Here is a 13,935-nt window from a genome sequence, read left to right as displayed (position 1 = left end):
AATATCATCGTTTGTAGTTACTACCCCGAACACTTCCCCAACGCCTCTTCCAATGCTGCTTTTGAAACCGGCTTCGTGACAAAGTCATTGCAGCCGGCTTCCAAAGCCTGCTCCTTGTCCGCTTCGAAAGCATAGGCGGTCAAGGCAATGACAGGAATCTCCTTCGAATAGGAACGAATGATGCGGGTAGCCTCCAGTCCACCCATACGAGGCATCTTGATATCCATCAGAATCAAATCCGGCTGGAACTGTTTATACATTTCCACCGCCTCAAAGCCATCTTTCGCCCATAGCAGGGTGTAATCTTTGCCGATCATATTCTTGATCAGTACAAAGTTGCTGTCCACATCTTCAGCCACCAGAATCTTCTTGATCTTCTGCATCCTCTTGATGGTGTGGCTGATGTATTTCGTTTCCGAAGCCTCGGAAAATGCAATACGGTCATCCGAGCGTTCTTTATAAGGTATCGTAAAGAAGAAAGTCGATCCTTTGCCTACTTCCGAAGTGGCTCCGATCTCCCCTCCTATCTTCTCTATGATCATCCGGCAGATGGCAAGTCCGAGACCTGTCCCCTGCGCAAACGAGTTCAACTTGACAAAACGGTCGAAAATATGTCCCACCTTGTGGGGAGCTATTCCGATGCCTGTATCCTTCACATAAAAACGGATACATTGATTATCAACTTTAAAGCCAAAGCGGATTTCACCGGAAAGCGTGAATTTTGCAGCATTGGTGAGGAAGTTGGTGATAACCTGCGCAATGCGGTTCCGGTCTTCTTCAATAATCAGGTCATCGTCTTCATTGTCCAAGATAAGGGTCACTCCTTCCTGCACACGATCCTTATGAATCTGATAGATATTCCGGCATACTTCACCCAGGTTCATCGGCTGTCTGACGTATTCCAATGTACCGGCTTCTATCTTTGACAAGTCCAAGATGTCATTAATCAACTGCAACAGAATCTCTGAGTTCTGATTGATAATGCTCGAATAGAGTTTTTCTTCTTCAAGGGTTTCGGCAGAAGGCAACAGATTGGAGAAACCGACAATCGCATTCAGCGGTGTCCGGATTTCATGGCTCATATTGGCAAGGAAGGCGGTTTTTAATCTGTCGGATTGCTCTGCCTTGATGCGTGCCTTAATCAGTTCCTGTTCGATATTCTGAAAGTTAGTGATATCCCAGGAGATGCCGATCAGAAGCGGTTCACGCCCTTCCATCGGGACAAGCGCTTTCAGTGTCTGCACAATACGGGTCTCACCGGTGGCCGCCACGTAGGTCTCCTGCATATCGATCCGTTCATGCGTCCGGATCAATTCCAGATCATCCCTGCGGAACCTTTCGGCATCCGCACGCTCCGGAAAGATCTCAAAGTCCGTGCGGCCGATTGCCCGGGAGGCGGGAATCTTGGAATGTTCGGCAAATGCCTTGTTCCAATACAGATATCTGAAATCGTCTTCGGGATCTTTCACATACAGATAGACGGGGACATTATTCAGAATGCCGTCCAGCAGGAGATTCAATTCACGAAGTTCATCCCGCTTCTTGATCACATCGGTAATGTCCTGCGTAAAAAACCAGATAAGCTCCGTATCATCTTCCTGTGTGAGGTAGGTAGAGACTTGGTGTACTCTGTTTTTCTCCTCGCCTTTGCGCACATACGCTGCACGGTATGAAAAGCTGCCGCCATTATCGCGTATATCTTTCAGTTTGGCTTCCCATAACTCCGGTGTGCGCATAGAGACGGGCAGGTCGTATATTTTCTGGGTACCCATCTGCTGGGTGACACCGTACTCTTCCATAAATTGCTTGTTGGCATATACCAGCGTTCCGTCACTGGAAACGGCAAGAATGCTGTCACTGACTTTGTCGAGTACGCTTTTGAATATCTCCAGCTGTTGCTGGGTGGCCACTCTCTCCGTGATGTCACGACACATGATCAGAACGTATTCTTCATCCAACGGAAAAATCCGGTTCTCGTAGTAATGGTGGGAGCCGTTGAAATCCATGTCGTGATGCGCCGCCGAGACAGTCCGCGTGGCGATCACTTTCTGCATATTGGCGTGGATGTTCTGATAGGCTTCGGGAGGCACCATCTGGCGCATGTGCATTCCTTCAAAATCTTTGTTGGATATCCCGACATGATTAGTTTCTTCATTGGATACGACTTCAATCCCCACTTCGTTGTGGTTGAACACCGTCAGCATGTCCGGTAAGGAATTTAATATTTTAACGGCATACCTTTCCTGAAAGCTGGTGGAGCTTTCTTCAGGTTGTTCATTCTGTTCCAGAGATCGAAGTTGTCGCTTCAGTTGCTCATTTTCTTTTCTAAGCAACTCCAATTCCTCTTTCAGTGCTTCTTTTGTTTGTTCGTTGTTCATAAGACATCCGGATATAAATACGTACTTATCTGCCAAAAGTAAAGAAAACTTTTGAGATAAGTACGTAAAACACCTTTATTTTTTCAAGAATCATTCAATCACCATAATCCGGTCGTTCAAACCGACCTTCATACCGCCTTCGACAAAGACTTCTTTCACCACTCCGTCGGTAACAGAACGAATCTCGTTTTCCATTTTCATGGCCACCAATACGCAAAGCGGGTCTCCACGCTTGACTTCGTCTCCCTTCTTCACGTATATTTTCAGGATCACCCCCGGCATCGGCGCCTGTACCACCTGACGTCCTACGGCTTCCGTACCGGCACGGGCATTATGTATCTTTTCCATCTCTCCCTGTAGCTCTATCTGATAAAGCTCACCCTTATTCATGATGGTATAAGAATTATTGGAAGAAGGGGAAATCTGCACTCCATGCGAGTGATGATCGATGATGATCGAATGAATGGAGTCGCCTCCCATATTGTAATCGACCTCATATATTTTACCGTTGACCGCTATCTTCTTGATCGGTCCGTCTTCCAGAATCTCTACCTTATATTCACTGTCCGGCATATCCAGAAGCTTGGCATAATAAGTCGCTAACGATGTACCCATATCTTTCTAATTTTAATAAATGACCAACTTAACTTTCAATTTTCAACTCTCCACTTATTCAATAATTATTGGCAGTCATCTGCAACTTGCCATAATACTTCCAGAGAGATTCGCCCACTACAGGGAGTGTGGTGGCACGGGATGCAGCTTCTTTTTCCCTCTCGTAATGCCTGACGGCGGCAGCGATCACGGCAACAGTCGGGTCGGTATTCTGCCGACGCTTCAAGTCTTCCTTGTCAAAACGGGTGTCGATGAAAGTCGTATCATATTTTCCTTCGAGGAAAGCGGCATTCTTCAACACACGCTGATGGAAAGGAATCGTCGTCTTGATGCCCAGAATCTTATACTCACGCAAGGCACGTGCCATGTTGGAGATGGCGGATTCGCGGGTACGCCCCCAGCAGCAGAGCTTGGCAATCATCGGGTCATAGTGCAGGGAAACCTCGAATCCGGCATAGGCGGCACTGTCCAGACGGAGATTACGGCCTTCGGGAGCTTCACGAACGGTTATCACTCCGGGAGATGGCATAAAGTTATTCTCCGGATCTTCGGCATAGATACGGCATTCGATGGCAGCTCCGCTGAATTTTATATCTTCCTGCTTATACGGCAACGGATTGCCCGCAGCCACCGTGATCATGTCACGCACCAGATCGACACCGGTACATTCCTCCGTCACCGGATGCTCTACCTGCAAACGGGTATTCATTTCAAGGAAATAGAAGTTCTGGTCTTTATCCATCATGAACTCCAGCGTGCCGGCACTGTAATAACCGATCCGCTTGCAAGCCTCTACGGCTACTTTCAGCATCTTCTTACGGGTTTCGTCTTTCACAAACGGTGACGGAGACTCCTCGATCACCTTCTGATTACGTCGCTGAATGGAACATTCACGCTCGCCCAGATGAACCACATTGCCATATTTATCTCCCATAATCTGCACCTCGATATGGTGCGGATTCTCGATATATTTCTCTATATAGACCGCATCATTACCGAAAGAAGTACCCGCCTCGGACTGAGACAGACGAAGAGCCGTCTCCGCTTCTTCTTCGGAACGGACCAGACGCATCCCCTTTCCGCCTCCTCCGGCAAGCGCTTTTAACATAATAGGATAACCTACTTCCTTAGCAACCTTCTTCACTTCTTCGATCCCCTGCACGGGAGTTTCCGTTCCGGGAACGATGGGCAGCCCCGCTTCACGCATGATTTTGCGTGCCTCAGTCTTGATCCCCATCTTAGCTATAATATCGGCACCGGGACCGATAAAGATCACTCCTTCTTCTTCGCAACGACGGGCAAAGTCGGCATTCTCCGACAAGAACCCATATCCCGGATGAATGGCGGCTCCGGTCTTTTTGGCAATGGCCAGTATCAACTCCGGCTTCAAATAAGAAGTATCCTCCGGCGAACTGGAGATGCAATAAGCCTCCTCCGCATAGCGAACATGCAAAGCTCCCCTGTCTACATGCGTGTAAACAGCCACCGTCGAAATATTCATCACCCGGCAAGTACGGAAGATGCGCATGGCTATCTCTCCACGATTAGCAACTAATATTTTCTTTATCATAATCTGTTTCTTTTAATTGATCACTCTCCATTTTCAACTTTCAACTTTCCATTTATTAAAGTGGAATGTTCGAGTGTTTCTTAGGCGGATTGGACTGACGTTTGTTGGCCAGCATTTCGAAACTGCGTATCAGGCGCAGACGGGTAACGGCCGGATCGATCACTTCATCCACATAGCCCAATTCCGCTGCGCGGTAAGGATTGGCAAACTTTTCACGATAATCGCTCTGAAGTTCCTTTCGCCTTTCTTCGGGAGTCTGTGACTTTTCGATCTCTTTCTTGAACAGGATATTTACTGCCCCGTCCGGTCCCATCACAGCGATTTCGGCAGTGGGGAAAGCCAGATTGACATCGCCACGGATATGCTTGGAACTCATCACATCATAAGCGCCTCCATAAGCCTTACGGGTGATAACGGTCACTTTCGGCACAGTAGCTTCGCAGTAAGCATAAAGCAGCTTCGCGCCGTTACGGATGATTCCGCCATATTCCTGATCTACTCCCGGAAGGAATCCCGGAACATCGACCAAAGTCAGCAGAGGTATATTGAAAGCATCGCAGAAGCGGACGAAGCGGGCAGCCTTTATAGAAGCATTGATGTCCAGTGTTCCTGCCAGCACCAGCGGCTGATTGGCTACCACCCCAATCGTCTTTCCGTTCAGACGGATATATCCGGTGACGATGTTCGCGGCAAATTCTGCCTGAAGTTCAAAGAAGTTATTATCGTCGGCCACCGCTTCTATCATCTCCTTTATATTATAAGGTTGATTCGGATTGGTAGGCACCAAGTCGGACAGTTCGGGTGTCAGGCGGGTCGGCGAGTCGTTGGTGACAACGAAAGGAGGCTCTTCCATATTGTTGCCCGGCAGATAAGAAATAAGTTCGCGGATGTAATTGATACATTCAATATCATTTTCGGCCGACAGATGCGCCACGCCGGACTTTGTCATATGGATGCCCACTCCACCCAGATCTTCTTTGCTTACTTCTTCCTGTGTCACACTCTTGACTACGTCCGGTCCGGTGATAAACATATAGCCGGAGTTCTTGACCATCAGAATAAAATCGGTCAGTGCAGGAGAATAAACGGCACCACCGGCACACGGGCCCATGATGGCACTGATCTGCGGAATGACTCCCGAAGCCATGGAATTGCGAAGGAAAATCTCTGCATATCCTGCCAAAGAACGGACGCCTTCCTGAATGCGCGCACCACCGGAATCGTTGAGTCCGATAATAGGTGCTCCCATCTGCATCGCCATGTCCATCACTTTGCAAATCTTCTTGGCGTGTGTCTCCGAAAGAGCCCCTCCGAATACGGTGAAGTCCTGTGCAAAAACATAGACCAGCCGTTTGCCGATCATTCCGTAACCAGTCACTACCCCGTCACCGGAGAATTTCTGTTTTTCCATACCGAAGTCGGTACATCGGTGGGTCACCAGTTTATCAAGTTCGATAAACGACCCCTTTTCCAGAAGTAAGTCAATGCGTTCACGGGCGGTCAGCTTGCCCACAGAGTGCTGTTTCTCAATACGGGCATCCCCGCCACCTTTTTCTGTTTTCCTGTTCAGTTCTTCCAGATTCTTGATAAGCTCTTTCATAGGCTGTTTGTATTAATGTTATGTGTAAAAATAGTCAGTAATAAATTAATTAGTTGTCATATTGATTACACAAAGGTATTTTTATATAGTAAACGTATCATTTGCCGAATTTGTTAGCATTTATGCCCTTAAACATCTTTATGGCGGATACGGGCAAGGAATCTTTTCTACGGGTTTACACAACAAAGTCACACAATCATGTGTTTATCGCATATCATTTTAATAAAACCTAGACCCTAACAAAAATGAGAACAATTAAACTTTTATTAGCAGCCGGTTTCCTGCTCGTATTGGGTACAAGCGCGTATGCGCAAGTACAACGGAATGAAACCTATCTACCCAAATTCGCCATCAAGACCAATGCCCTCTACTGGGCTACGAGCACTCCCAACCTGGGATTCGAAGTCGGACTGGCAAAGAAAATCACCCTCGATGTATCCGGCAACTACAATCCGTGGAAGTTTGGCGACGACCGCCAAATCAAGCACTGGCTCGTACAACCGGAATTGCGCTACTGGCTCTGCGAACGTTTCAACGGAAGTTTCTTCGGTCTGCACGGACACTACGGAGAAATGAATGTCAGCAACCTGAATATATTCGGAATGGGGCACGACCGCTATGACGGCAGTCTGTACGGAGCCGGCATCTCTTACGGATACCAGTGGATCATCAGCAAACGCTGGAGCATGGAAGCAACCATCGGAGTCGGTTACGCCCGTCTGAAATATGATAAATATGCCCGCGGTGACGGAGGCGAAAAACTCGGGCACAACACCCGCAACTATTTCGGCCCTACCAAAATCGGCCTCAGCTTCATTTATGTCATCAAATAATCGAACTTTCTAAAACTTACAATGATGAAAAGAAAACTTATCTATTTATTTATAGCTCTTGCAGCCACCATACTTCCGGCTCATGCACAGAAATTTCTGAATGATGCGCTCACGCTCTCGAATGTATCCTTATGGCAACAAGGAAACTCGCTTTATATCGGCATGACGGTCGACATGGCAAACCTGACCATCGGCTCGGCACGCAGCCTCAGCCTGATCCCGCTGCTGACGGACGGACAACATAATGTCCCGCTACAGGAGATTATCGTCAACGGCAAAAGACGCGAGAAAGCCTATCTACGCGGACTGGCGATCAGCAAGCAGGAACCCACGGCTATCATCGTACCTTATAACAAAAGAGAAACGTTTAATTATACGCAGGTCATTCCTTATCAGCCGTGGATGGCAAATGCTTCCCTGCAACTTGTAGAGAACCTGTGCGGATGCGGCAACTATCAGGAAATGAACGCGCAGGAACTGATAACGAACGACGTATCTACCGAAGCCAAACGACTGAGTGCCATGTCTCCTATCGTAGCCTACATCCAGCCTACGGTGGAAGTGGTGAAAAACCGAAGTGAGCAATACGAAGCTCATCTGGACTTCCCCGTCAACAAGTCTGTCATCCTTACCGACTTCATGAACAATCACTCCGAACTGGTGAATATTCATTCTATGTTTGATAAAATCCAGAATGACAAGAATCTGACCGTACAAAGCATCAGCATCGAAGGATTCGCTTCTCCCGAAGGACCGCTGGCTTTCAACGAGCAACTCTCTAAAAAACGTGCGGAAGCTCTGAAAGATTATCTGGTCAAGAACGAAAAGGCATCTGCCAAACTGTATAAAGTGACTTTCGGCGGAGAGAACTGGGACGGACTGGTGAAAGCTCTCGAATCCTCTTCGATGAAGGATAAGGAAACCTTCCTGAATATCATCAAAAATACAACGAATGACGTGAAACGTAAACAGGAAATCATGAAAGTCGGCGGCGGCGCTCCTTATCGCACTATGCTGAAAGAGATTTATCCGGGACTGCGTAAAGTGAACTGCAAGATCGACTACACAGTGGTCAACTTCGATGTGGAACAAGGACGTATCATCATCCGTGAGAATCCGAAATATCTGAGTCTGAACGAGATGTATCAGGTAGCCAATAGTTATCCGAAAGGCAGCAAGGACTTTGTAGATGTATTTGATATTGCCGTACGTATGTATCCAACGGATGCTGTAGCCAATCTGAATGCAGCGGCTGTCGCCCTGTCACAGAAGGATATCAATACCGCACTGAAATATATGGAAAAAGCGGATCATACCACTGCCGAATTTCTGAATAATACAGGCGTGTATAACTTCTTAAACGGAGATATTCAACGTGCTACAGCAGCCTTTGAACAAGCTGCCAAATTAGGAAATGAAGCTGCTCAGGCAAACTTGAAACAGTTGCAACAGATCATGAATATGAAAATGAGCAAGAAGTAACAGAAGGGACGGAAGTCACTTAAAACGATTTTTCAGGCACGGATTACACGGATTTCACGGTTTTGGGTTACTTAACTCTTAAAACCGTGTTAATCTGTGAAATCCGTGCCTAAATATATTTTTGACACATTCACCAAAAGAAGTTGGATAAAATTAGAGTCACATATCCATCAAAACTACCTTTTGTTTTGTTATATTAAGTATTCACCAGAAGTTGACTATTTAAAATTTAGAATTATGACACTAATCCTTGCTATTATTCCGGTATTGCTATTAATCGTATTGATGGCGTTCTTCAAGATGTCCGGCGACAAGAGCAGTATTATCTCGTTGATTGTAACCATGCTGATCGCTCTTTTCGGTTTCGCCTTTTCTGTAGACAATCTGTTTTATTCCTTTTTATATGGAGCGCTGAAAGCGGTCTCTCCTATTTTAATCATCATTCTGATGGCTATTTTCAGTTATAACGTATTGCTGAAAACGGAAAAGATGGAGATTATCAAGCAACAGTTCGCTTCCATCTCTACGGATAAAAGCATTCAGGTGTTGCTGCTGACTTGGGGATTCGGAGGATTACTGGAAGCGATGGCAGGATTCGGAACGGCGGTTGCTATTCCGGCGGCTATTCTTATCAGTCTGGGATTCAAGCCGATATTTTCGGCGACTGTCAGTCTGATAGCCAACAGTGTCGCTACGGCTTTCGGTGCTATCGGAACTCCGGTATTGGTATTGGCAAAGGAAACGAACCTGGATGTGCTACAACTCAGTACGAACGTTGTATTGCAATTATCGGTACTCATATTTCTGATTCCGCTGGTTTTGCTTTTCCTCACCAATCCTAAACTGAAAGCACTCCCGAAGAATATATTTCTGGCCCTGCTGGTCGGAGGTGTTTCTTTGGTCGGACAATATCTGGCTGCCAGATATATGGGGGCAGAATCACCTGCCATTATCGGAAGTATCCTTTCTATCATTGTCATCGTTCTCTATGGGAAACTGACCGCATCGAAAGAAGAAAAGGCTCGGAAAAGTACGCTGAAAGCCAAAGATATACTGAATGCGTGGAGCATCTATTTACTGATTTTATTCCTGATCATCCTCACCAGTCCGCTTTTCCCGAGTTTGAGAAGTACATTGGAGAATAACTGGATTACAAGAATCAGTCTGCCGGTCAATGCTTCCACTGTGAACTATACGATCTCGTGGCTGACTCATGCAGGTGTACTACTCTTCCTCGGTACTTTTATCGGTGGGTTGATACAGGGTGCCAAAGTCAAAGAGCTGTTTATCGTTCTTTGGAATACGGTGAAGCAATTAAAGAAAACCTTTATTACCGTGATCTGTCTCGTGGGGTTATCCACCATTATGGATACTTCGGGAATGATTGCTGTCATCGCTACGGCACTGGCTACTGCTACCGGAAGCTTGTATCCGCTGTTTGCTCCGGTTATCGGCTGCCTGGGGACATTTATTACAGGAAGTGATACCTCCTCCAACATCCTTTTCGGAAAGTTACAGGCAAGTGTGGCAGGACAGATTCATGTCAGTCCGGACTGGCTGTCAGCAGCAAATACGGTAGGTGCGACAGGCGGTAAGATTATTTCTCCGCAAAGTATCGCCATTGCGACTTCTGCCGGAAACCAGCAGGGAAAGGAAGGGGAAATACTGAAAGCTGCCATCCCGTATGCACTGGCTTATGTGGTGATTACAGGAATTATCGTTTATATTTTCAGTTAACCATCCGAAAAGTATATCTTTGTCGAAACACTTTTATTCCATGAAGAATTTTAAAATCAGACAAGAAACAAAGGAAGACCTTGACGAGGTATACCAACTTATCAAAACCGCTTTTGAAACAGCAAAAGTGAAGGACGGAGACGAACAGGATTTCGCAGTAAAACTGCGGGAAGGGAAGAATTTCATTCCGGAGCTTTCGCTGGTTGCCGAAACGGACGGAAAGCTGATCGGTCATATAATGATGACCCAAACTCCGGTTTTACAAAGCAATGGCGAACGATATACAGCATTATTAGTAGCTCCATTATCCGTGCTATTAGAGTATAGAGATCTGGGAGTTGGCTCTGCTCTTATGAAAGAAGGGTTGAGACTGGCTGCCGAGATGGGTTATCAAGCTGTTTTCCTTACGGGTGACCCCAATTATTACAGCCGGTTCGGATATCAGTCCAGTAGCAGATTCGGGATTACCTGTCCGGGAATCCCTGACCAGTATGTATTGGCTTATGAATTAGTGCCTCACGCATTAGACAAAGTAGAAGGAACCATCGGCGAATGGTGATAAAACGATGAGGGTGTGTCTTCACTGCAGACACATCCCCATGTTTTTCATCCCTGATACTTAAATCAACGGTTCCCGAATCACCTTCACGGGATTCCCCCGTTGAAGATGATTATGATTGCTCCAGTTTTCCTGTGCCTGAATCATCGCTTGTTCCATCGTCCACGACGAAAGTTTCACCAACAGGCGTTCCGTTGCCAGCTTCTTGTTCTGCCATTGCGAACGTTGGTCGGAAGCTACCACACTCATCCCGGACGGGATGTGAACGGCACGGACCGCGGACTCTGTCTTGTTGACATGCTGCCCGCCCGGACCGGAAGCCCGTAAGGTTTCATAGCGGAAATCTCTTTCCGTGGCCTCCTGACTCTCCGACAACACAAACGAATGCACGCCGACAAACCAGTTTTTCCGCTTGTGATAAATGCGATACGGGCTTTGGGCAATCCATTGCACCGTTCCCTCCCATTCATCCGCCAGTTCTCCGCTCGCTGCGCCTTGAAGAGCAATGGTAGCCGAAAGCAGTGTCCGGTTGACCGGTCCCACTTCACGTTCTATCATTTCCACTTTCAGTCCGCTTGCCTGCGCCTGTCTTACTATTCTTTCGAGTACCAATGCCACTACCCGGCAACATTCCGCAGGTCCCCTGCCGGAAGTTATCTGTAAATAAACTTTCTCCTTCATCGCCTTATTCTTTATTCATTCGTACGATGCGAGGCATAAATCTACCCTGCACTTCCACCAAAGTCTCCTGCGTGTACATCACGCGGTCGATGTCTTTATATGCCAGAGGCATTTCCTCGATACTTCCGCCTATCAATGTCACGTCTGCCTGCGACAGCATCTTTTTCAAAGCCGACTGAGTGAAACTCTCCTTTGCTTTCTGACGGGACATCGCTCTTCCGGCTCCATGAGAAGCAGAGCACAAGGATTCTTCCACCCCTTTGCCACAAACCAGATAACCTGCCGTAGCCATACTTCCGGGAATCAGCCCCGCCTGTCCCTTTTGTGCAGGAGTTGCCCCTTTGCGATGCACAATCGCCATACGTCCCGGAGCTATCTCCTCTTTCCACGCAAAGTTGTGATGGTTGTTGACATTCGCAACAGGTTTCAGTCCCAATGCTTTAGACAGATTCAAGTGAATACGCTCGTGACAGGCACGGGCATAATCTCCTGCCAGATTCATACTCATCCAGTACTCCTGCCCTTCTTCGGAGTCCAGACTCAGCCATGCAAAATGCTGCGCCTCCCGAGGAAGTTTGCAGACTTCACGGGCCAACAGACTGTAATGTTTGGCAATAGCAGCACCCAAGCCACGTGAACCGGAATGAGACAGCAAAGCAACATAACTCCCCTCCGGAAGATTCAGCACATTATCCGCCTGCAAAGCAATTTCACCGAACTCCACAAAGTGATTCCCACCTCCGGAGCTTCCGAGTTGCCGCACGGCCTTTCCCTGCAAATCCTTTAATAAAGGAGTCAACCGAAATTCTTCCCGATCCAGCACTTCATGCTCCTGTTCAAAGCCCAGGCCGCCATCCATTCCGAAATGTGTAAAGTCTTTCAAAGCCTCCTTTATCTGATAAGAATATCGTTTCAGGAAGTCTGCTTTCGCATCAAATACTGTCAGACTCATCCGGCAACCGATATCAACCCCGACAGCATACGGTATCACGGCATTATCAGTAGCCAGTACCCCACCGATAGGCAATCCATAACCGGCGTGCGCATCGGGCATCAACGCTCCGCCGACCGTTACAGGCAGGCGCATAGCCAGATTCATCTGTTGTTTGGCAAGAGTCTCGATGAACTTACCTCCATAGGTTTTATACATCAACGGCTCTTCCCGTAAGTCGTAAGCTACGAACTCTTTCGCAAGTATAGTAGGCGACAGGCGTTCCGCCAGCTTACTCCATATTTCATTGTTTTTATAAGATTCGGGATGTTCGAGTATATTGCTCAAAGTCATTGCAATCTGTTCCTTCGTGTCATGTTTGCAATATTTGCCTACAATGTCTACTACCAGACTACGGGCTACATTATCCCGATATCCCAGTTTACTTAAATCTTTTAATCGTATTCCCATACTTTTTTTCTGTTCGCATACCACACCCCGTCCGCCTCAACAGCGGAAAGTAAGGTTATACACGGTATGCCAATGCTTCGGATACGGATATAAAACATCCATCCACAGCATTGAAGTGAATAATTTGAAAAATAAAAAATGTGATTGCAGGACTAATCAACTATTACCGCCAGCAGCAGAGTTGCGGTAAACGTAAAAAACAAAATGTCGTAAAGCCCCGTCTTCCCGACGAGACAACTTAGTCCTAATTTGAAAATATTATAGCTCCAACATAATTAATACCCTTTCCATCATTTTAAAGGGTGAATACTCATTTTATCGCGACAAAAGTAGTGCATATTTTTATTACTTCCAAAGATAAAAAGACATTTTTTAGCGTTAAAGGAGCAGTGATGGGAAATTTTGCCAAGTGTTCCAGTCAAATCGCTATTTCACGGGAAGCTATTTCGCCTTACCTTTGCAACATAGAAACAAATAAACCGAAAAGATTTATGAAACTGATTAAAAGCATTATGAGCGCTTTCGCTATCGTACTGGCCACCACAGCTTGTGCGGGAAATGGCGGAGAAAATAAAAAGAGTAATGAACCAACAAAGGAGGACAATAAAATGGAAGTAGTATCATTAAATAAAGCAGAGTTTTTAAAGAAGGTATATGATTTTGAAGCCAATCCGAATGATTGGAAATTTGAAGGCAAACGTCCGGCAATCGTCGATTTCTATGCAACATGGTGCGGACCGTGTAAAGCGCTGCATCCTGTTCTGGAAGAACTGAGCAAAGAATACAGCGGTAAGGTAGACATCTATCAGATTGATGTGGACCAGGAAAAGGAACTGGCTGCCGCATTCGGTATCCGCAGTATCCCCACCCTGTTACTGATTCCGATGAAAGAAGAACCGAGAATCACGCAAGGGGCTTTGCCCAAAGACCAGTTGAAGAAAGCAATCGACGAATTTCTTTTGAAACAGAATAACGAAGCTAAATAAACTAATTTCGATTTTTTCTTGATATGCAACTACCCTCTATCAGCATTCTAATGACTGACAGAGGGCAGATTCTTTTATAAACTTTCCTTTAT

General features: G+C 46.5%; 11 protein-coding genes. 5 read left to right on the top strand and 6 right to left on the bottom strand.

Translation table 11 applies throughout. The features are described 5' to 3' along the window. Window positions 1-20 precede the first annotated feature (20 nt). The 4 genes from NBH01_RS17355 to NBH01_RS17340 all read right to left on the bottom strand — a co-directional run bounded on the left by NBH01_RS17355 (window position 21) and on the right by NBH01_RS17340 (window position 6,163). Entirely contained in the window at window positions 21-2,378 is a 2,358-nt protein-coding gene (locus tag NBH01_RS17355) for a hybrid sensor histidine kinase/response regulator (RefSeq protein WP_225678899.1), read from the bottom strand. Window positions 2,379-2,468: 90 nt separating this feature from the next. Next, on the bottom strand, window positions 2,469-2,993 hold the full coding sequence (locus NBH01_RS17350) for a biotin/lipoyl-containing protein (RefSeq protein WP_008764845.1): 525 nt from the start codon (window positions 2,991-2,993) through the stop codon (window positions 2,469-2,471). A 58-nt stretch (window positions 2,994-3,051) separates the two neighbouring features. Beyond that, window positions 3,052-4,563 carry an acetyl-CoA carboxylase biotin carboxylase subunit gene (accC, locus tag NBH01_RS17345; RefSeq protein ID WP_022470987.1) on the bottom strand — a complete coding sequence of 504 codons (1,512 nt, stop codon included), beginning with the start codon at window positions 4,561-4,563 and terminating at the stop codon, window positions 3,052-3,054. Window positions 4,564-4,618: 55 nt separating this feature from the next. Next, window positions 4,619-6,163 carry an acyl-CoA carboxylase subunit beta gene (locus NBH01_RS17340; RefSeq protein WP_225678900.1) on the bottom strand — a complete coding sequence of 515 codons (1,545 nt, stop codon included), beginning with the start codon at window positions 6,161-6,163 and terminating at the stop codon, window positions 4,619-4,621. A 245-nt stretch (window positions 6,164-6,408) separates the two neighbouring features. Between NBH01_RS17340 and NBH01_RS17335 the strand changes: the two genes are divergently transcribed. The 4 genes from NBH01_RS17335 (at window position 6,409) to NBH01_RS17320 (ending at window position 10,774) form a co-directional block, all read left to right on the top strand. Next, window positions 6,409-6,996 carry a DUF3575 domain-containing protein gene (locus NBH01_RS17335; protein ID WP_008764843.1) on the top strand — a complete coding sequence of 196 codons (588 nt, stop codon included), beginning with the start codon at window positions 6,409-6,411 and terminating at the stop codon, window positions 6,994-6,996. Window positions 6,997-7,020: 24 nt separating this feature from the next. Beyond that, window positions 7,021-8,478 carry a DUF3868 domain-containing protein gene (locus NBH01_RS17330; protein ID WP_072066539.1) on the top strand — a complete coding sequence of 486 codons (1,458 nt, stop codon included), beginning with the start codon at window positions 7,021-7,023 and terminating at the stop codon, window positions 8,476-8,478. A gap of 237 nt (window positions 8,479-8,715) precedes the next feature. Then, window positions 8,716-10,215, top strand: coding sequence for an L-lactate permease (locus tag NBH01_RS17325; protein ID WP_195380922.1), 1,500 nt, complete (start codon window positions 8,716-8,718; stop codon window positions 10,213-10,215). A 40-nt stretch (window positions 10,216-10,255) separates the two neighbouring features. Beyond that, on the top strand, window positions 10,256-10,774 hold the full coding sequence (locus tag NBH01_RS17320) for a GNAT family N-acetyltransferase (RefSeq protein WP_225678901.1): 519 nt from the start codon (window positions 10,256-10,258) through the stop codon (window positions 10,772-10,774). Window positions 10,775-10,834: 60 nt separating this feature from the next. Here the strand turns inward: NBH01_RS17320 and prfH are convergent, their stop codons facing one another. Next, complete coding sequence (gene prfH, locus NBH01_RS17315) at window positions 10,835-11,455, bottom strand: peptide chain release factor H (protein WP_008764839.1); 621 nt, start codon at window positions 11,453-11,455, stop codon at window positions 10,835-10,837. A 4-nt stretch (window positions 11,456-11,459) separates the two neighbouring features. Next, window positions 11,460-12,857, bottom strand: a complete 1,398-nt coding sequence (locus NBH01_RS17310) for an RtcB family protein (protein WP_225678902.1) — start codon at window positions 12,855-12,857, stop codon at window positions 11,460-11,462. Window positions 12,858-13,348: 491 nt separating this feature from the next. On the opposite strand from NBH01_RS17310, the gene trxA reads away from it, so the two are divergent. Further along, window positions 13,349-13,843: a thioredoxin gene (gene trxA, locus NBH01_RS17305; protein ID WP_008762320.1), complete on the top strand. Its 495-nt coding sequence runs from the start codon at window positions 13,349-13,351 to the stop codon at window positions 13,841-13,843. Window positions 13,844-13,935: the final 92 nt, after the last annotated feature.

It is taken from the genome of Bacteroides sp. B1-V-101, assembly GCF_023656585.1.
GTDB lineage: Bacteria > Bacteroidota > Bacteroidia > Bacteroidales > Bacteroidaceae > Bacteroides > Bacteroides thetaiotaomicron.
This window is presented reverse-complemented; position numbering and strand designations above follow the sequence as displayed.